This is a genomic window from Mycobacterium sp. NPDC003323 (assembly GCF_053589535.1).
The window spans coordinates 361964-378348 of sequence record NZ_JBSFSB010000003.1; the positions used below are offsets into that span (position 1 = coordinate 361964).

Sequence of the window (16385 nt, forward strand, 5' to 3'; positions counted from 1 at the left end):
CTTTCACGTGACGCCCGGCCACATCAGATCGCCGGCCAGTCCGGCGATCACCGGGACGATTCCCAGACAGACGAAGGCGGGCAGATAGCACAGCCCGAGCGGACCGGCGATCAACACCGCGGCGCGTTCGGCAGCCGCATCGGCCGCCGAACCGGCATCCGAGCGCGCCTGCTCGGCGAGTGCGGCGATGCCGCCGGCCAGCGCGGCACCCGATACCGCCGACCGCCGGGCCAGTCGGGCCAACGCGGCGCCGTGTCCGTCCCCACCCGATCCCGGATCGGCCCAGGCGCGGTCGGATCCGGCCCCGAGGGCGAGCAGGTGGGCGGCCCGGGTCAACTGATCGGCCAGCAGCGGTGGTGCGAGCGGGGCCGCTGCGGCGGTCGCGATCGCGGTCGCCATGCCCGCGGACAGGCACGCGGCGAGCACGTCCAGGCAAGAGGCGGACGCCAGCGGGTCGGCGTTCCCGGTCGGGTGGGCGCTGTCGCGGGCAGGTACGGCCCTGCCGCGCGCCGGCCCGGCGCCCACCAACAGCGCGGCGGCCAAAAGTATCGCGGCCCAGATCATGTCGTCACTCCGGCGATGATGCGATCCGACCAGTACAGGCCCACGCACGACAGCGTTACCCCGATGACCAGGATCGCTCCTCCGGTGCCGCCGGCGAGCAGGAACCCGACCGGCTTCGCACCGATCAGCTGCCCCATTGCGATACCGAGGACAGGCATACCGGCCAGCACCGCGGCGGTCGTTCGGGGGCCGGCCAGCGCGGCATCGAGGCGGGCCCGGAACCTCTCCCGCTCGACGATGTCGTGCTGGGCGGTGCGCATCAAAGTTGCAATGGCCAGACCGTGCGTCTGCGCCAACTGCCAGCACACCGCCATCCGGTGCCACTGCGCCGGAGCCGCCGACAGTGCCGCCACGCATCGGAATCCGGTGGCGATATCGGCGCCGAGCCCTGCGCGGGCGGCGACGGTCTGCAACCGCCCGCCCACCTGCCCGCCGACCTCAGCGGCCGCGGTCGTCAGCGCCGTCACCGGGTGTGCACCCACGCGTAACTCGCTCACCAGGATCTCCAGAGCGTCACGAAGCTGCGCCGCCTCGGTACTGCGCTGCCGTGCGCGGATGACCGCGCGGCGGCGTGTCACCACCGTCGCCACCACGATGACGGCCGCCACCACCACCGTCGGCTCCCACACCAGGAATGCGGGCAGCAGCACGGGAAGCGCCGCCCACCCGGGCAATCGGAACCGAGCCCGGGTACGGCCGGACCTGCCGAACCGATGCCGCGCCGGGCCCGGTATCACCAGCAGGGCCAGTGCCAGCAGCAGCGACGCGGCGGTCACGGCTGTCCCCGCTCTGCTAGCAACCTGCTCAGATCGTCGAATCCACTGTCGAATCCGCGGTCGACATGCCAGCCGGTCCGCGCCGTCACGAGCCCACCGGGGCCGCGGGTCAGCACGGCGATCTCGGTCATTCGCCGATCACCGTTGCGGTTCCGTCCGACGTGCAGCACCACCTGGACCGCGGCCGCCAGCTGGCTGTGCAGCGCCGGCCGGTCCAGGCCGCCAAGACCTGCCAAAGCCTCCAGCCGGGCGGGAACCTCGGCAGGACTGTTGGCGTGAACCGTGCCCGCCCCGCCGTCATGCCCGGTGTTGAGTGCGATGAGCAGATCCACCACTTCGCTGCCGCGTACCTCACCCACCACGATGCGATCGGGGCGCATGCGCAACGCCTGCCGCACCAGGTCGCGCATCGTCACCTCGCCGACTCCTTCAATATTCGCGCCACGGGCAACGAGTTTGACCACATGCGGGTGCCGCGGTGCGAGTTCGGCGGCATCCTCGACGCAAATGATCCGTTCGTGCGCCGCGACCGATCCCAGCGCCGCCGACAGCAGTGTCGTCTTGCCCGCACCGGTGCCACCGCAGATCAAGAACGCCAGCCGGGCGGCGATGATCCGGGCCAGCAGTTCGGCGGCCGGTTCGGCGATCGCACCCGCGGCGATGAGTGCCGCGAGATCCTGGCGGGCGGGTCGCAGCACCCGCAGCGAGATGCACGTGCCGCCCGCGGCGACCGGCGGCAGTATCGCGTGCAACCGCACCGGATCGGCGCCCAGCCCGCTCAGATGTCCGTCCACCCACGGCTGGCTGTCATCGAGACGGCGCCCCGCCGCCAGCGCCAGCCGCTGCGCGAGCCGACGCACCGCATCCTCGCCGCTGAATCGGATACCGCTGCGCCGCAGCCCTTTACCGTCATCGACCCACACCTCGTCCGGTCCGGTGACCAGGACGTCGGTCGTCTCGGCGGCGCGCAGCAACGGGTCGAGGATGCCGGCGCCGGTGAGTTCGGTCTGCAGCGTGCGCATGCTGCTGAGCACCTCGGTGTCGCCGAGCAGCCCGCCGGACTCGGCGCGGATGGCGTCGGCGACCACCGCCGGCCGCAGGGGTGAGGTTTCGGCGGCCAGCCGCTCCCGCACCCGCTCGATCAGCGCGTCAGTCATGACAATCCGCTCCGCAAGCGTCGCTCATGCCGCCACCGGCTGACGGTGCAGCACCTTCAACACCTGCGCCGCGGCGGTCGCCAGCGGCGACCGGGCACCGAGTCGCAGCCCTCCGCGTTCCAGCGCACCCGCCAGCCCGGGTTGCGGTCGCATGGCCGCCAGCAACGGGAGCCCCGTACCGGCGGCCAGGTCCTCGGCTCGTAATCCGCCGGGCGACGGACCACGCACCACCAGGCCGATATTGGGGTTCACCGAGCGAACCCAGCCCGCGAGGGCACCGGCGGCCGCGGCCGCTCGCACGTCGGCAGGTGCGATCAACACGACCAGATCGGCGGATTCCAGTGCCGTCTCGGTCGTGGGGCCGGTGCGCCGCGGCGTGTCGCAGACGACCGTGACACCGGCGCGCCGACCCGCGTCGATGACCGCTGCGAGCGGACCCGCGGCAATCTCGCCGGCATCGCGGCCACCGGAGAGCACCGTGACCGCCCGCCGGGTCGGCAGCGCGGCGCGCAGCGCGTCGAATCCGAGCCGGCCGTCACGCAGCGTCAGGTCCGGCCAGCGCAGGCCCGAGATGGTTTCGGTGCCCATCGCCAGGTCGATCCCACCGCTCCATGGGTCGGCGTCGATCAACAGGGCCGCCTCCGCGGACTGCGCCAGCGCCGTCGCGAACAGGGACGCTCCCGCCCCACCGCACCCACCGAGCACGGCCAACACCGCGCCGGCACGGCCGCCCGCACCGTGGTCGGCGGCCTCGGAGACCACCTCGACCAGCTGCTCGTCCTGTTCGGGTAGCCGGTAGAAGTGTTGCGCACCAACACAAGCCGCGGCACGCCATTCCGCGGCACCGGGTTCGGCCCGACCGACCATGAGCACCCGATCGCGGCGTGGCAGGCCGTGCAGTGCGCAGCGGTCCGCCGCGCCGACATCCAGCACCACCGCCACGGCGCCGAGCCAGGCGGTACGCCCGGCGGGCCGCTCGGTGTGGACCACGCGCAATCCGGCCGCCGCCGCCACCCGGTCGACGTCTTCACGCAAGGACGGGTCATCGACCAGCGCCAGCACCGCCGTGGTTGTCGTCATGAGTCCAGCGTGCGGGCGGGCACCGACCGTGCACCAGAGGGTGGAACGGATCTGTGGATGAACCGGTGATTGTGGATGGACCGGCCGTGAAAACGGCGTTCCGCAATCTTGCCGATGACGCAAAGAATTGACGCCCGAAATAAAAAGACCCACAAAAAGGGACGACCCCCGCCAGGGGGGGAGGAGGCGGAGGTCGTCGTGTATCAGCCCCGGGGGGTCGGGCTGATCCACACTCGGCTAAGGCCGAGTGACTGCCACTATACACACGGATTCACCATGCGGCGCAAGTAGCAGACGACCGATTTCGCAGGCAGGGCCCAAATTTGTGCAGTTTGCGACACGTGTCTTGAGCTGTCACTTTCCCAGCGTTGGGAAGGTCTTCCCCGTGGCTACACCTATGCTGGGCACCGTGACGGTATCCGACGGGCCCGCCAGCGCTGCCACGACACCCGATCCCGCAGTACAAAGTGGACAGCCGGTGCGCACGGCGGCCTTCTTCGATCTGGACAAGACGGTCATCGCAAAGTCCAGCACGCTCGCTTTCAGCAAACCCTTCTTCGATCAAGGGCTGCTCAATCGACGCACCGTTCTGAAATCCTCCTACGCTCAGTTCCTGTTCCTGATGTCGGGTGCCGATCACGATCAGATGGACCGGATGCGCACCTACCTGACCGACATGTGCACCGGGTGGGACGTCGAGCAGGTGCGCTCCGTGGTGGGCGAGACGTTGCACGAGATCGTCGATCCGCTGGTGTTCGCCGAGGCCGCCGACCTGATCGCCGACCACAAGTTGTGCGGCCGTGATGTCGTCGTGGTGTCGGCCTCGGGCGAAGAGATCGTCGCTCCCATCGCCGCCGCTCTCGGGGCGACGCACGCGATGGCCACGCGCATGGTCGTCGAGGACGGCAAGTACACCGGCGAGGTCGCCTTCTACTGTTTCGGCGAAGGAAAGGTCGACGCGATCCGCGAACTCGCCGCGCGCGAGGGGTACGCCTTGGAGCACTGCTACGCCTACTCGGATTCCATCACCGATCTGCCGATGCTGGAGACGGTCGGCCATCCGAGCGTCGTCAATCCCGACCGTGCACTGCGCAAGGAGGCCAACCTGCGCGACTGGCCGGTGCTGGCGTTCAACCGCCCGGTCTCGCTGCGCGACCGCCTGCCGGCCCCCTCGGGAGCGGCCGTCGCCACCACCCTCGCGGTGGGACTCAGCGCGCTCGCCGGTGGCGCACTGACCTACTCGCTGCTGCGTAAGGTGCTGCCGCGCACCACTACTCGTCGGTAGCTGGCCGGCAGGCCGTAACGATCCGGATTCAGGCCCATTTGGTACTTGATGTGACCGTGGTCACGTAGTACAAAGGAGGCACGGAAGCTCGACGAGGCCAAGGCCACATCGGAAGAGAAGATGTGATCTCCCGAGTCGGGACTCCTAGCACGGATCACCGGAACCCACGCGGAGCTCAAGCCGCGATAAAGGCAGAAGCGTTGTGGGCCTGCGGAATTCCGAAAAGCGGACGATGTCGACAACTCCTTGGGTGGGGTTGCGCTCGTAGCGCATCGGGAGAACGCCGAGGCCACCCACACAACCCACCTCAGCACGCTTGGTAACCGGAATCCGTGCTAGCGGGCGGCGAGCCGTTCCAGACGCAAGTCTGGCCACGGATCGTCGCCCGCTTCATTTGCTGGATTGTTCCCGGGCGGCCTCCGCGATGGCCAGCGCCTCACGCGCACCGGCATGCAACGCCTGGCTGCTGAGTACCAACCAGGCGCCCAGACCGTTCGGAGTTCCGGACACGAACCCGCGCGCCGCCGCCCGGTAGTTGCCGGACTGTTTCATCCAGAACATCTCCGGCACACCCAAACCGTGCGGATCCAGTCCGCTGGACATGGTGATCAAACGGGACACCGCCCGCGCGACGACACCGTCGGCCGAGCCGAACGGCTCCAGCGTGAGCAACTCCCCGTGCGCGACGGCCGCGAGCACATACGCAGGCACCGAGGTTCCGCCGGTCACCAACTCGGTCAGCATCTCCAGTCGCGGGCCCACCTCGGGAGCCGACCGCGGTCTCCCCAACCGGTCATCGTCGACCAGATCGGCGGCGGCCAGCGAGTGCAGCTTGGCCAACGCCTGCAGCGGTGCGCGCTGCCACACCCCGGTCAGCGCGGTGGCGCCGCCCTCCAACGCCTCGGCGACCCGCAACGCGCCGGCGAGCACCGGGTCGGGTTCACCGGCCTCGGTCAGACTCAACGAACCGCCGTCGAGCACCGAACTTGCGCGCGCCGCCCGCAGCGCAGCCTCCGCGGCGGTGGCCGGCCAGCCCCGCAGATTGGTGCGATGCCGGTGCGCGCGCCCCAGGGCGTCACGCGCTTCGTCACCGGCGGCGACAACACCTTCCAGGGACAACAGCGGGGCGAGCGGATCGGTCATCCGAATACGCTAACCGACCGCTGGGCTTGCGATAATCGACGTTCAGCGCAGTTCGCGAACCGCCCGCAGCGCATCTTGTGACGCTCCAACGCCACTGCAACCTTTGGTGACTAGGCTCACACCCATGAGCGACACCACAGCGACGCAGACCGGCGTGCCATCAGCCTATCCCCCGCCCGCCGAGTTCGCGGCCAATGCCAACGCCACCGCCGCCCTCTATGACGAGGCCGAGGCCGACCGGCTCTCCTTCTGGGCCACCCAGGCCAACCGGCTGTCCTGGGCGACGCCGTTCGACGAGGTGCTGGACTGGTCGGACGCTCCGTTCGCGAAGTGGTTCGTCGGCGGCAAGCTCAATGTCGCCTACAACTGCGTGGACCGCCATGTGGAGGCCGGCAATGGCGACCGGGTGGCCATCCACTGGGAGGGCGAGCCCGTCGGCGACGCCCGCACCATCACCTACGCCCAGTTGCAGGACGAGGTGAACCAGGCCGCCAACACCCTGACCGAACTCGGGTTGAGCGCCGGCGACCGCGTCGCCATCTACATGCCGATGGTGCCCGAGGCGATCATCGCGATGCTGGCCTGCGCGCGCCTGGGCGCCATGCACTCGGTCGTCTTCGCCGGCTTCTCCGCCTCGGCTCTCAAGGCCCGCATCGAGGACGCCCAGGCCAAGCTGGTCATCACCTCCGACGGTCAGTACCGCCGCGGCAAGGCCGCCCCGCTCAAGGCCGGTGTCGACGAGGCACTGGACGGGCTGGGCGACACGAGCCCGGTCGAGCACGTTCTGGTGGTGCGCCGCACCGGAATTGACGTGCCCTGGACGCAGGGTCGCGATCTGTGGTGGGACGAGACCGTGCCCAAGGCGTCGGTCGACCATGCCCCGCAGGCCTTCGATAGCGAGCAGCCGCTGTTCCTGCTGTACACCTCCGGCACCACCGGTAAGCCCAAGGGCATCGTGCACACCTCGGGCGGCTACCTGACCCAGGCGTCCTACACCCACTCGGTCGTCTTCGACCTCAAGCCCGAGACGGATGTTTATTGGTGCACAGCGGATATCGGCTGGGTCACCGGGCACACCTACATCGTCTACGGGCCGCTGTCCAACGGCGCCACCCAGGTGGTCTACGAGGGCACCCCCGCCTCACCCGATGAGCACCGGCACTTCCAGGTGATCGAAAAGTACGGTGTGTCCATCTATTACACCGCCCCGACGGTGGTGCGGACCTTCATGAAGTGGGGTCGCGAACTGGCCTTCGAGCACGACCTGTCCAGGATCCGGCTGCTCGGTTCGGTGGGCGAGCCCATCAACCCTGAGGCGTGGCGCTGGTACCGGCTGGTGTTCGGCGGCGACAAGACGCCGATCGTGGACACCTGGTGGCAGACCGAGACCGGCGCGATCATGATCTCCCCGCTGCCCGGCGTGACCGACTGCAAGCCCGGGTCGGCGATGACGCCGCTGCCCGGAATCTCGGCCAAGATCGTCGACGACGACGGCAACGAACTCGCGCCGGCGACCGAACATGGCGAGCAGACAACGGGTTACCTGGTGCTGGACAAGCCGTGGCCGTCGATGCTGCGCGGCATCTGGGGCGATGACGAGCGGTTCAAGGAAACCTACTGGTCCCGCTTCGCCGAGCAGGGTTGGTACTTCGCCGGTGACGGCGCGCGCTACGGCAGCGACGGTGAGATCTGGGTGTTGGGCCGCATCGACGATGTCATGAACGTGTCGGGGCACCGCATCTCGACCGCCGAGGTGGAATCCGCGCTCGTCGGGCACGCCGGGGTGGCCGAGGCCGCCGTCGTGGGCGCCACCGACGAGCAGACCGGCCAGGGCATCTGCGCCTTCGTCATCCTCAAGAGCCACGCCGCCGAGATGAGCCACGACCAGATGGTCGACGAGCTGCGCGCCGAGGTGTCCAAGGAGATCTCACCGATCGCCAAACCCCGTGAGATCCATGTGGTTCCGGAGCTGCCGAAGACCCGCAGCGGCAAGATCATGCGACGGCTGCTGCGCGATGTGGCCGAGGGCCGCGAACTGGGCGATACCTCGACCCTGGTCGACCCCAGCGTGTTCGAGGCGATCCGCGCCAGCAAGTAGCAACAGCAATCGGTCAGGCGATCGGCACGAAGCCGGCGCCTGGCCGATTCTTGTTGGCGATATCGGTCAGCACCGTGTTCATCGACACCGTGACCGCCGGGGTGTGCAACGGGATGTACTGCACCACGCAGGTCGGCAGTTCCTCGGTGAAGGCGCCGTGGATCATGCCGACCAGCCGGTTGTTGACGGTGACCGGCGCCCCCGAGTCCCCGGGCTGACCGCACACCTGATTCAGGATGGTGCCCGGGTCCTCGCCGGGCCCCCAGGTGACGCCGCACGAGTAGCCGGTGGTCCGGCCCAGCTTGCAGGCAATCTCGCCGAACGACGGGTCCGGGCCGAGCCCGAAGATCGAAAACCCGTCGACGGTGTTCACCGGGCGGACCTTCTGCGGATCGAATTCGATGACCGCATAGTCCAGACCATCGTTTCCGGCGACCATCACCCCCAGCGTCCCCGCGGTCGGCACCCCCTCGGCGGCGACCACCGCGCCGGGCCCGCCGCAGTGTGCCGAGGTGAAGCCGATCAGCTTGCCTGCCGAATCATGGCCGATGGCGGTCAGGGTGCAGAACGCGTGACCGTCGATCACGATGCCCGACCCGCCGCCCAGCGGGACGGGACCGTCGGCATGGGCCACCGGAGCCATCAGCACAGCCAGCGGGGCCAGGACCGCCAGCGAGACGATTCGCGCCATGGACTGCCAGCGGTATCTCAATGTCACCCCATTCAATTGGATGCGGCCATTCTATGTCGGCCAGACGGCCGCCCCCGGTCTCGACATGGCAACATAGCGAGCATGAGCACCAGCGACCGCAAGAACGGCGTGCCGGCCACTGTGACGTCGATTCCGCTCGTCGACCCGCACGCGCCCAAGGCCGACCCGTCCATCGGAGACCTGGTCAAGGACGCCACCGCGCAGGTGTCGACGCTGGTGCGGGCCGAGGTCGAGCTGGCCAAGGCCGAGATCACCCGCGACGTCAAGAAGGGCCTGACCGGCAGCGTCTTCTTCATCGCGGCGCTGGTGGTGCTGTTCTACTCGACGTTCTTCCTGTTCTTCTTCATCGCCGAGCTGCTGGACACCTGGCTGTGGCGCTGGGCCGCCTTCCTCATCGTGTTCGGCATCATGGTGCTGGTCACCGTCGCGCTGGCGCTGCTGGGGTATCTCAAGGTGCGCCGGATCCGGGGACCACGGGCGACCATCGAATCGGTCAAGGAGACCAAGGAGGCCCTGACACCGGGCCACGACCGGACGCCGGAGGTACCGCGACCGGCAGCCACCGACCCGTCCGGCTGGTAACCCGCACACACATGCAGCCACGGCCGGACCCGTCGGTGGTACGCATCGAGGGGCCGTGGCGACATCTGCAGGTCCACGCCAACGGCATCCGATTCCACGTCGTCGAGGCCGAATCCAGCGTGCCGACCGGGCCGCTGGTCATCCTGCTGCACGGTTTCGGGTCGTTCTGGTGGTCCTGGCGGCATCAGCTGCGCGGGCTGGGCACCGCGGCGAGCGCAGCGACGGGGAAAGGCACCGCGGCGAGCGCAGCGACGGGGAAAGGCACCGGGGCCCGGGTGGTCGCCGTCGACCTGCGCGGCTACGGCGACAGTGACAAACCACCCCGCGGCTACGACGGTTGGACGCTGGCCGGTGACACCGCCGGATTGGTCCGCGCGCTGGGCCACACCTCGGCAACGCTGGTCGGCCACGCCGACGGCGGCCTGGTCTGCTGGGCGACCTCGCTGCTGCATCCGCGCGCCGTCGACGCCGTCGCGCTGGTCAGTTCCCCGCACCCTGTCGCCCTGCGCGCCTCGGTGCTGGCGCACTCCGCACAACGCCGGGCCCTGCTGCCCTGGCTGCTGCGCTATCAGGTCCCGCGGTGGCCCGAACGGAAGCTGACCCGGCACAACGCCGCCGAACTCGAACGGGTGGTCCGCGAGCGCGCCGGTGACGCCTGGCCGGCCTCAGAGGACTTCGCGCAGACCGTGCGGCATCTGCGCCAGGCCATCCAGATCCCGGGCGCGGCGCATTCGACGCTGGAGTACCAGCGTTGGGCGGTGCGCAGCCAACTGCGCGCCGAGGGCCGACGGTTCATGCACTCGATGGCCCGCCCCGTCGGCGTCCCGCTGCTGCATTTGCGCGGCACGGCCGACCCCTATGTGCTGTCGGACCCGGTCGCCCGGTCGCTGCCGTATGCACCCGACGGCAGATACGAATCCGTCGCCGGGGCAGGGCATTACGCACACGAAGAGGCGCCGGGACCGGTCAATGCCGTCCTGCAGGACTTCCTGGCGCAGGTCTATCCGGGTTGACCGATGCAGACGCCGGTGGGCACCGGCGCGGTGTTGCCGACCTGCATGCGCTGCGGCATCACCTGCTGGGCCGTCAGCACGAAACCGGTGTCGGCGTCGTCGACCGCGGCGCCGAACACCACGCCGAGCACCCGGCCGTCCTTGTCGATCATCGGCCCACCGGAATTACCTTGTTTGACAGTGCCTCTGATGGTGTAGACGGTGCGGTTGACGGTGGTCGAGTTGTAGATGTCGGGCCCGTTGAGTTCGATCGTCTCGCGCACCCGCGCCGGGGTGGCGGTGAAGTCGCCGCCCCCGGGATAGCCCATCACGATGGCATCGGTGGTCGGTTCGGCCTCGGAATCGTCGAACACCAGCGGCACCGACGGCAGGTCCGGCACGGCCAGGATCGAGATGTCCTGGTTCGGGTCGTAGGACACCACGGTGGCGTCGAAGGACTCGCCGTTGACCTCGACGGTGACGGTCTCGGCCCCGGCGACCACGTGCGCGTTGGACATCACCCGGTTGGGCGCGATGACGAATCCGCTGCCCTCCAAGACCTTCTGGCAACTCGGTGCCACACCGCGAATCTTCACGACACTGCCGCGGGTGGCCTCCACCACCGGGGAGGCCGCCAGCGCGGCATCGGGCGCGTCGACGGCGACGACGGGGGTGCGACTGAACGGCTCCAGCACGGCCGGCAGCCCGGAGGTGTCCAGCAGCCCGGCCAGCCGCGCCGGGACCGCCTTGAGCCACTCCGGGGCCAGATTGTCGACCTCGCTGAGCACCTTGGAGCCGCGGACGGCCCCGGCCAGGGTGGGCTGGCTGGTCAGCGGTGAGGCCAACAGCCACGCCGCGATCAGCACGGTCAGCAGTTGCAGGCCCGAACCGATGATCGAGTCGACGAATCGCAGTACCGGGTTGCGCAGCGCACCGCGCACCGCACGCCCCAACACCACACCGGCGATCTCACCGATCACCACCAGCGCCAGGATCAGGAACAAGGTGACGAACAGCTTGGTCCGCGGGCCGTCGATGTTGCCGACCAGGTGTGGGGCCAGCAGCACGCCGGCGACCGCACCCAACACCACCCCGATGAACGACAGCAGTGAGCCGAGCGCGCCGGAGCGCCAACCGGAGACCGCGGCCACGAAGGCGACGGCGAGGATCGCGAGATCGAGCCACTGTGAGGGAGTCATCGTTGCGCTTCACCGTACTGGCTGGAAGCCCCGACCAGCGCCATTGCCTCCTCCAGTTCGCGCACGTCGTCGGTGTCCCACGGTTGGGCCCAGCCCGCGACGTCCAGCAGTGCCGAGATGACCTGGCCGGTGAACCCCCACACCAGCATCTGGTTGAGCAGAAAGGCCGGCCCCGCGAAACGGCTGGTGTTGGCCTGCCGGTACACCATCAGGCGGTTCTCCGGATTGATGAAGGCGCGCAGCGGAACCCGCGCCACGATGGCCGCCTCGGCGAGATCGACGACGCGCACCGGCCCGGGATCCGGCGAATAGGCCAGCACCGGGACGACGTGAAACCCGGTCGGCGGGATGAACATCCGGTCGAGCACCGCCAGCGGTGTGACCCGATCGGTGTCCAGACCGGTCTCCTCGCGCGCCTCGCGCAGCGCCGTCGCCACCGGGCCGTCATCCTCGGGGTCGGACACCCCGCCCGGGAACGCGGCCTGGCCGGAGTGGTTGCGCAGCGAGGACGCCCGGACCGTGACCAGCAGGTCGGTTTCCGGCGGCGGGCCGGAGGACGGCGCATCGGGTGGGCCGGAGAACAGCACCAGCACGGCGGCATCGCGTTTGGTGCCGGCCCGCGTGGCGGTGGCGTTCGCGGCGCTGATGACGGCCAGCACGTCGGCGGGCACCCGGCGGCGGTAGGCGTTCGGTATCGCGGTGACGTTGTCGACCAGCGGGCGCAACCAGCGCGGCGCGGCATCCGGGGACAGCTCAGCCAACCGGCACTCCTATCGAAGGATTCACCGCCGCGGCGATCTCATCGGCGTCGGTGAACGGTCGCGGCAGGACCTCGGCCACGCTACCGTCCGCGGCCAGCACCACCGTCGCAGGCATCACGTTGGGCACCTTCAGCGCCGCGGCGACCAGCCGTCGCCCGTCCTGCAGCGTCGGCAGCCGCACGCCCAGTTCGGCGAGCCGCAGCAGCCCGGCGGTTTCGTTCTCGTCCTGGTGCACCGTCAGCACCGTCACCGCAGGCCCCATCCGCCGCTGGTATTCGGCCAGTGCGGGCAGTTCGTCGGCGCACGGACCGCACCAATAGGCCCACAGGTTGAGCACCACCGGACGACCCGCGACCGCCGCGGCGACGTCGACGGGTGCGCCGTCTCCGGCGCATTCCAGGGTGATCCCCCGTAGCGACTGCGGTCCCGGACCGGCATCCGGACTCGGACACGGCGGCAGCTCGGCGCGCGCCCGCGGGCCCGCCAATGCCTCCGGGGTGTCGGCATCGCGGCGGTCACGGGGCGACGGCGCGCCCGCGGCGCTGGACTCGGGGGTCTCGGCGGGTTCGGTGCCGAGTTCGCGCCACAGCGCATACCCCAATGCGACGAAGACGATGAGGACCGCGACGGTCCACCGGGCCGCGCGGGTCACAAGCCGGCCAGTGCCAGCAGATGCTCGGTCTCGGGTCCCTTCACCAACGCGGCGGCGGTCGCCTTGTCGGTCGGGCCTGCCCCGAACGACGGGCAGTCCTTGGCCAGCACGCACACCCCGCACGCGGGCCGACGGGCGTGACAGACGCGTCGGCCGTGAAAGATCACCCGGTGGCTGAGCAGGGTCCACTCGCGGCGTTCGATGAGCTCGCCGACGGCGTGCTCGACCTTCACCGGGTCCTCTTCGTCGGTCCACCGCCAGCGGCGCACCAGTCGGCCGAAATGGGTGTCCACCGTGATGCCCGGGACCCCGAAGGCGTTGCCGAGCACCACGTTGGCGGTCTTGCGCCCGATCCCGGGCAGCGTCACCAGGTCTTCCAGCTTGGCGGGGACCTCGCCGTCGAAGCGGGCCTCCAGTTCGGTGCCCAGGTTGATCAGCGAGTTGGCCTTGTTCCGGTAGAAGCCGGTGGGCCGGATCATCTCCTCCAGCTCCGTGCGGTCGGCCTGGGCGTAATCCAGCGCGCTGCGGTACCGCGCGAACAGTGCGGGGGTGGTGAGGTTGACCCGTTTGTCGGTGCACTGGGCCGACAGGATGGTGGCGACCGTCAGCTCCAGCGCGTTGGTGAAGTCCAGCTCGCAGTAGACGTGCGGGAACGCGATGGCCAGCGTCCGGTTCATCCGGCGCGCACGACGGACCCGGCCCAACGGGGTCTCGCGATCCCAGGCGGCCGACGATTTGCTCCGGGTGCTGCTGGCGGTCACCCGAATCAGCGTACTGAGGTGGGCACAAACCGTGATCGCGCTGAGATGTTCGGCGTGTTTACTCACCTGTGTGTCGTGGTTGCTGGTCGCCTTCATCCCCGGGTTGCTCATGTTGGCGACCTTCGGGCTCGAGCGCCTGGAAGCCGGTCTTGAGCGGGACAACGCGGCGCCACGCCGGCCCGACGTCCGGGCCAGCCCGCGCACCACGCGGGGCACGGATTTGCTGGACCGCACGCAACCCATCCGGCAGGCACCGTTGGAGTACGCCGGGGCGCCGACCCGCCCAGCAACGCCGCAGCGGATCAATCCGCAGTTTCCGGCGACCCGCCAGGCCGATCGTGTGTAGCGTTGGCTCGTCGTCGGCAGCCAGCCACTAGACTGATTTCGCCAACCAGTTCGGCGGTTGGCCTGCGCGTGTCATATCACTGGATGAGCTTAAGAGGGGCAACGTGGACGAGATCCTGGCCAGGGCCGGAATCTTCCAAGGAGTAGAACCCACCGCGGTCGCTGCACTGACCAAACAGCTGCAGCCCGTCGACTTCCCGCGCGGACACACGGTGTTCGCCGAGGGCGAGCCCGGTGACCGGCTGTACATCATCACGTCCGGCAAGGTGAAGATCGGCCGGCGTTCTCCCGACGGCCGGGAGAACCTGCTGACCATCATGGGACCGTCGGACATGTTCGGCGAGCTGTCGATCTTCGATCCCGGACCGCGTACCTCCAGCGCCACCACCATCACCGAGGTGCGTGCGGTGTCGATGGACCGTGAGGCACTGCGCGCCTGGATCGCCGACCGCCCGGAGATCGCCGAGCAGCTGCTGCGCGTGCTGGCCCGTCGCCTGCGCCGCACCAACAACAACCTCGCCGACCTGATCTTCACCGACGTGCCCGGTCGCGTCGCCAAGCAGCTGCTGCAGCTGGCCCAGCGGTTCGGCACCCAGGAAGGCGGCGCGCTGCGCGTCACCCACGACCTGACCCAGGAGGAGATCGCCCAGCTGGTCGGTGCCTCCCGCGAAACCGTGAACAAGGCGCTGGCCGATTTCGCCCACCGCGGCTGGATCCGGCTGGAGGGCAAGAGCGTGCTGATCAGCGATTCCGAGCGGCTGGCCCGCCGCGCCCGCTGACTCTGCGATTTCGGTGAGGATACGTGCGGTGGCCGCATGTTTCCTCACCGAAATCACTGTCTGAGGTAGTCCAGCTGGGCCTGGGTCGACTTCTCGGCCACCGGCCACAGCTTCTGGTCCACGTCGGTGTAGACATGCTCGACGACCTGCCTGGCGGTCGCGTCCTCGCCCAACTCGCGCAACGCGGCACGCACCTGGTCGAGTCGTTCCTCGCGGTGAGCCAGGTACTGATCGCACACCGCTTCCAGATCGTGCAGATCCGGTCCGTGACCGGGCAGCACCATACGGTTGCCCAGCCCGCGCAGCCGGCGCAACGAATCCAGGTAGGCCGCCAGGCTGCCGTCTTCGTCGTCGATGACGGTGGTGCCCCGGCCCAGCACGGTGTCGGCCGTCAACACGGCCGAATCATCGACCACGAACGACAACGAGTCGCTGGTGTGCCCCGGCGTGGCCATCACCTCGATACGCACCCCGGCGGCGTCGATCACCTCACCATCGACCAGCGGACCACCCAGCCCGCGCAGGAAACCGCTGCCCACCGCGCGCACCACCGCGCCGGTGTGGTCGACGAGCTTGTCGATGCCGTCGGTGTGGTCGCCGTGTTTGTGGCTGATCAGCACCAGGCTGATCGTGCCGAGCGCGGCGATCCGGTCGATATGCTCGGCATCGTCGGGGCCCGGGTCGACGATGACCATCTCGTCACTGCCCGGCCCGCGCAGCACCCACGTGTTGGTGCCGTCGAGCGTCATCATCCCGGGGTTGTTGCACAGCAGCACCGAGGCGGTCTCGGTGACCGGCCTCAGTTCGCCGTACGCGGGATGGGTCACGCGACCTCCGCCCGATCGTCGCTCACGCGACCTCGACGATGATTTCCACCTCGACCGGGGCATTGCGCGGCAGTTCGGACACCCCGACCGCCGAACGGGCGTGTGCACCGTTGTCCCCGAACACCTCACCGAACAGTTCCGAGGCCCCGTTGATCACGCCGGGCTGCCCGTCGAAATCCTTCGCCGACGCGACGAAGCCGACGGCCTTGACCACCCGCACCACGGCATCGATGCCGACCAGCGAATGCACCGCGGCCAACGCGTTCAGCCCGCAGACCCGGGCCAGCTCCTTGGCCTCGTCCGGGGTCACCTCGGCGCCGACCTTGCCGGTGGCCAGCAGCTCGCCGTCGCGGATCGGCAGCTGCCCAGCCGTGTAGACCAGGTTGCCGGTGCGCACCGCGGGCACGTACGCCGCCAGCGGTGCGACCACCTCGGGCAGCTCGATACCGAGTTCGGCGAGCCGCTGCGAGACCGTCACTTCGGCCGCTTCAGGTAGGCGACGTGCTGCTCACCGGTCGGGCCGGGTAGCACCGAGACCAGCTCCCAACCGTCGGATCCCCACTGATCGAGAATCTGCTTGGTGGCATGGGTCAGCAACGGGACGGTGGCGTACTCCCAACGGCTCACATCAGTCATGCGCCCGAGCTTATCCGCCGACAGCGGCGGCATGGA

The 16385-nt window shown here is 69.3% G+C and carries 19 protein-coding genes; 6 read left to right on the forward strand and 13 right to left on the reverse strand.

The genetic code is table 11. The features are described 5' to 3' along the window. Positions 1-3: 3 nt before the first annotated feature. Genes ACWDUN_RS11345 through ssd form a run of 4 tightly spaced genes read right to left on the reverse strand, consistent with a single transcriptional unit; the run spans position 4 to position 3577 of the window. Positions 4-564: a type II secretion system F family protein gene (locus ACWDUN_RS11345; RefSeq protein WP_449928496.1), complete on the reverse strand. Its 561-nt coding sequence runs from the start codon at positions 562-564 to the stop codon at positions 4-6. After that, positions 561-1340 carry a type II secretion system F family protein gene (locus ACWDUN_RS11350; protein WP_449928498.1) on the reverse strand — a complete coding sequence of 260 codons (780 nt, stop codon included), beginning with the start codon at positions 1338-1340 and terminating at the stop codon, positions 561-563. The genes ACWDUN_RS11345 and ACWDUN_RS11350 overlap by 4 nt, the downstream gene beginning before the upstream one ends. Next, positions 1337-2497 carry a TadA family conjugal transfer-associated ATPase gene (locus tag ACWDUN_RS11355; protein WP_449928500.1) on the reverse strand — a complete coding sequence of 387 codons (1161 nt, stop codon included), beginning with the start codon at positions 2495-2497 and terminating at the stop codon, positions 1337-1339. The genes ACWDUN_RS11350 and ACWDUN_RS11355 overlap by 4 nt, the downstream gene beginning before the upstream one ends. Before the next feature lie 24 nt (positions 2498-2521). After that, entirely contained in the window at positions 2522-3577 is a 1056-nt protein-coding gene (gene ssd / locus ACWDUN_RS11360) for a septum site-determining protein Ssd (protein ID WP_449928502.1), read from the reverse strand. Between the two features lie 409 nt (positions 3578-3986). Here ssd and ACWDUN_RS11365 point away from each other — a divergent pair, with 409 nt between their 5' ends. After that, positions 3987-4862: an HAD-IB family hydrolase gene (locus tag ACWDUN_RS11365; protein WP_449928829.1), complete on the forward strand. Its 876-nt coding sequence runs from the start codon at positions 3987-3989 to the stop codon at positions 4860-4862. Positions 4863-5252: 390 nt separating this feature from the next. Here the strand turns inward: ACWDUN_RS11365 and ACWDUN_RS11370 are convergent, their stop codons facing one another. Continuing rightward, positions 5253-6005 carry an oxidoreductase gene (locus ACWDUN_RS11370; RefSeq protein ID WP_449928504.1) on the reverse strand — a complete coding sequence of 251 codons (753 nt, stop codon included), beginning with the start codon at positions 6003-6005 and terminating at the stop codon, positions 5253-5255. 124 nt (positions 6006-6129) lie between these two features. On the opposite strand from ACWDUN_RS11370, the gene acs reads away from it, so the two are divergent. After that, positions 6130-8103, forward strand: coding sequence for an acetate--CoA ligase (gene acs, locus ACWDUN_RS11375; protein ID WP_449928506.1), 1974 nt, complete (start codon positions 6130-6132; stop codon positions 8101-8103). 13 nt (positions 8104-8116) lie between these two features. Here acs and ACWDUN_RS11380 read toward each other — a convergent pair whose 3' ends face one another. After that, entirely contained in the window at positions 8117-8794 is a 678-nt protein-coding gene (locus ACWDUN_RS11380; protein WP_449928831.1) for a S1 family peptidase, read from the reverse strand. Between the two features lie 102 nt (positions 8795-8896). Between ACWDUN_RS11380 and ACWDUN_RS11385 the strand changes: the two genes are divergently transcribed. Beyond that, positions 8897-9397, forward strand: a complete 501-nt coding sequence (locus tag ACWDUN_RS11385) for a phage holin family protein (RefSeq protein WP_449928508.1) — start codon at positions 8897-8899, stop codon at positions 9395-9397. 11 nt (positions 9398-9408) lie between these two features. Then, a complete protein-coding gene (locus ACWDUN_RS11390; protein WP_449928510.1) occupies positions 9409-10410 on the forward strand; it encodes an alpha/beta fold hydrolase in 1002 nt (333 codons plus the stop codon). On the opposite strand, the gene marP is transcribed toward ACWDUN_RS11390, so the two are convergent. From marP to nth, 4 genes are read right to left on the reverse strand one after another with little or no spacing between them, the layout of a single operon-like run. After that, complete coding sequence (marP, locus tag ACWDUN_RS11395; protein ID WP_449928512.1) at positions 10398-11588, reverse strand: acid resistance serine protease MarP; 1191 nt, start codon at positions 11586-11588, stop codon at positions 10398-10400. The genes ACWDUN_RS11390 and marP overlap by 13 nt on opposite strands. Then, on the reverse strand, positions 11585-12349 hold the full coding sequence (locus ACWDUN_RS11400) for an NUDIX hydrolase (RefSeq protein ID WP_449928514.1): 765 nt from the start codon (positions 12347-12349) through the stop codon (positions 11585-11587). Before ACWDUN_RS11400 ends, marP begins: the two co-directional genes overlap by 4 nt. Then, positions 12342-13001: a TlpA family protein disulfide reductase gene (locus ACWDUN_RS11405; RefSeq protein ID WP_449928516.1), complete on the reverse strand. Its 660-nt coding sequence runs from the start codon at positions 12999-13001 to the stop codon at positions 12342-12344. Before ACWDUN_RS11405 ends, ACWDUN_RS11400 begins: the two co-directional genes overlap by 8 nt. After that, positions 12998-13678 carry an endonuclease III gene (gene nth / locus ACWDUN_RS11410; protein ID WP_449928833.1) on the reverse strand — a complete coding sequence of 227 codons (681 nt, stop codon included), beginning with the start codon at positions 13676-13678 and terminating at the stop codon, positions 12998-13000. The genes ACWDUN_RS11405 and nth overlap by 4 nt, the downstream gene beginning before the upstream one ends. Positions 13679-13832: 154 nt before the next feature. Between nth and ACWDUN_RS11415 the strand changes: the two genes are divergently transcribed. Together ACWDUN_RS11415 and crp are read left to right on the forward strand one after the other, a co-directional pair. Further along, the gene (locus tag ACWDUN_RS11415; protein ID WP_449928518.1) at positions 13833-14108 is read left to right on the forward strand and encodes a hypothetical protein; all 276 of its coding nucleotides are present in this window, start codon (positions 13833-13835) and stop codon (positions 14106-14108) included. A 103-nt stretch (positions 14109-14211) separates the two neighbouring features. After that, entirely contained in the window at positions 14212-14886 is a 675-nt protein-coding gene (gene crp / locus ACWDUN_RS11420) for a cAMP-activated global transcriptional regulator CRP (protein ID WP_019510750.1), read from the forward strand. A gap of 53 nt (positions 14887-14939) precedes the next feature. Here the strand turns inward: crp and ACWDUN_RS11425 are convergent, their stop codons facing one another. From ACWDUN_RS11425 to ACWDUN_RS11435, 3 genes are read right to left on the reverse strand one after another with little or no spacing between them, the layout of a single operon-like run. After that, complete coding sequence (locus ACWDUN_RS11425) at positions 14940-15713, reverse strand: MBL fold metallo-hydrolase (RefSeq protein WP_449928522.1); 774 nt, start codon at positions 15711-15713, stop codon at positions 14940-14942. A gap of 22 nt (positions 15714-15735) precedes the next feature. Further along, entirely contained in the window at positions 15736-16191 is a 456-nt protein-coding gene (locus ACWDUN_RS11430) for a RidA family protein (RefSeq protein ID WP_449928524.1), read from the reverse strand. Then, positions 16188-16349: a hypothetical protein gene (locus ACWDUN_RS11435; protein WP_449928525.1), complete on the reverse strand. Its 162-nt coding sequence runs from the start codon at positions 16347-16349 to the stop codon at positions 16188-16190. Before ACWDUN_RS11435 ends, ACWDUN_RS11430 begins: the two co-directional genes overlap by 4 nt. Between the last annotated feature and the right edge of the window lie 36 nt (positions 16350-16385).

Coding starts and splice junctions, on each gene's coding strand:
- ACWDUN_RS11355 (WP_449928500.1), bottom strand. CDS start 2,497: ATGACTGACGCGCTGATCGAGCGGGTGCGGGAGCGGCTGGCCGCCGAA.
- ssd (WP_449928502.1), bottom strand. CDS start 3,577: ATGACGACAACCACGGCGGTGCTGGCGCTGGTCGATGACCCGTCCTTG.
- marP (WP_449928512.1), bottom strand. CDS start 11,588: ATGACTCCCTCACAGTGGCTCGATCTCGCGATCCTCGCCGTCGCCTTC.
- ACWDUN_RS11390 (WP_449928510.1), top strand. CDS start 9,409: ATGCAGCCACGGCCGGACCCGTCGGTGGTACGCATCGAGGGGCCGTGG.
- ACWDUN_RS11370 (WP_449928504.1), bottom strand. CDS start 6,005: ATGACCGATCCGCTCGCCCCGCTGTTGTCCCTGGAAGGTGTTGTCGCC.
- ACWDUN_RS11385 (WP_449928508.1), top strand. CDS start 8,897: ATGAGCACCAGCGACCGCAAGAACGGCGTGCCGGCCACTGTGACGTCG.
- acs (WP_449928506.1), top strand. CDS start 6,130: ATGAGCGACACCACAGCGACGCAGACCGGCGTGCCATCAGCCTATCCC.
- ACWDUN_RS11380 (WP_449928831.1), bottom strand. CDS start 8,794: ATGGCGCGAATCGTCTCGCTGGCGGTCCTGGCCCCGCTGGCTGTGCTG.
- ACWDUN_RS11435 (WP_449928525.1), bottom strand. CDS start 16,349: ATGACTGATGTGAGCCGTTGGGAGTACGCCACCGTCCCGTTGCTGACC.
- nth (WP_449928833.1), bottom strand. CDS start 13,678: ATGAACCGGACGCTGGCCATCGCGTTCCCGCACGTCTACTGCGAGCTG.
- ACWDUN_RS11345 (WP_449928496.1), bottom strand. CDS start 564: ATGATCTGGGCCGCGATACTTTTGGCCGCCGCGCTGTTGGTGGGCGCC.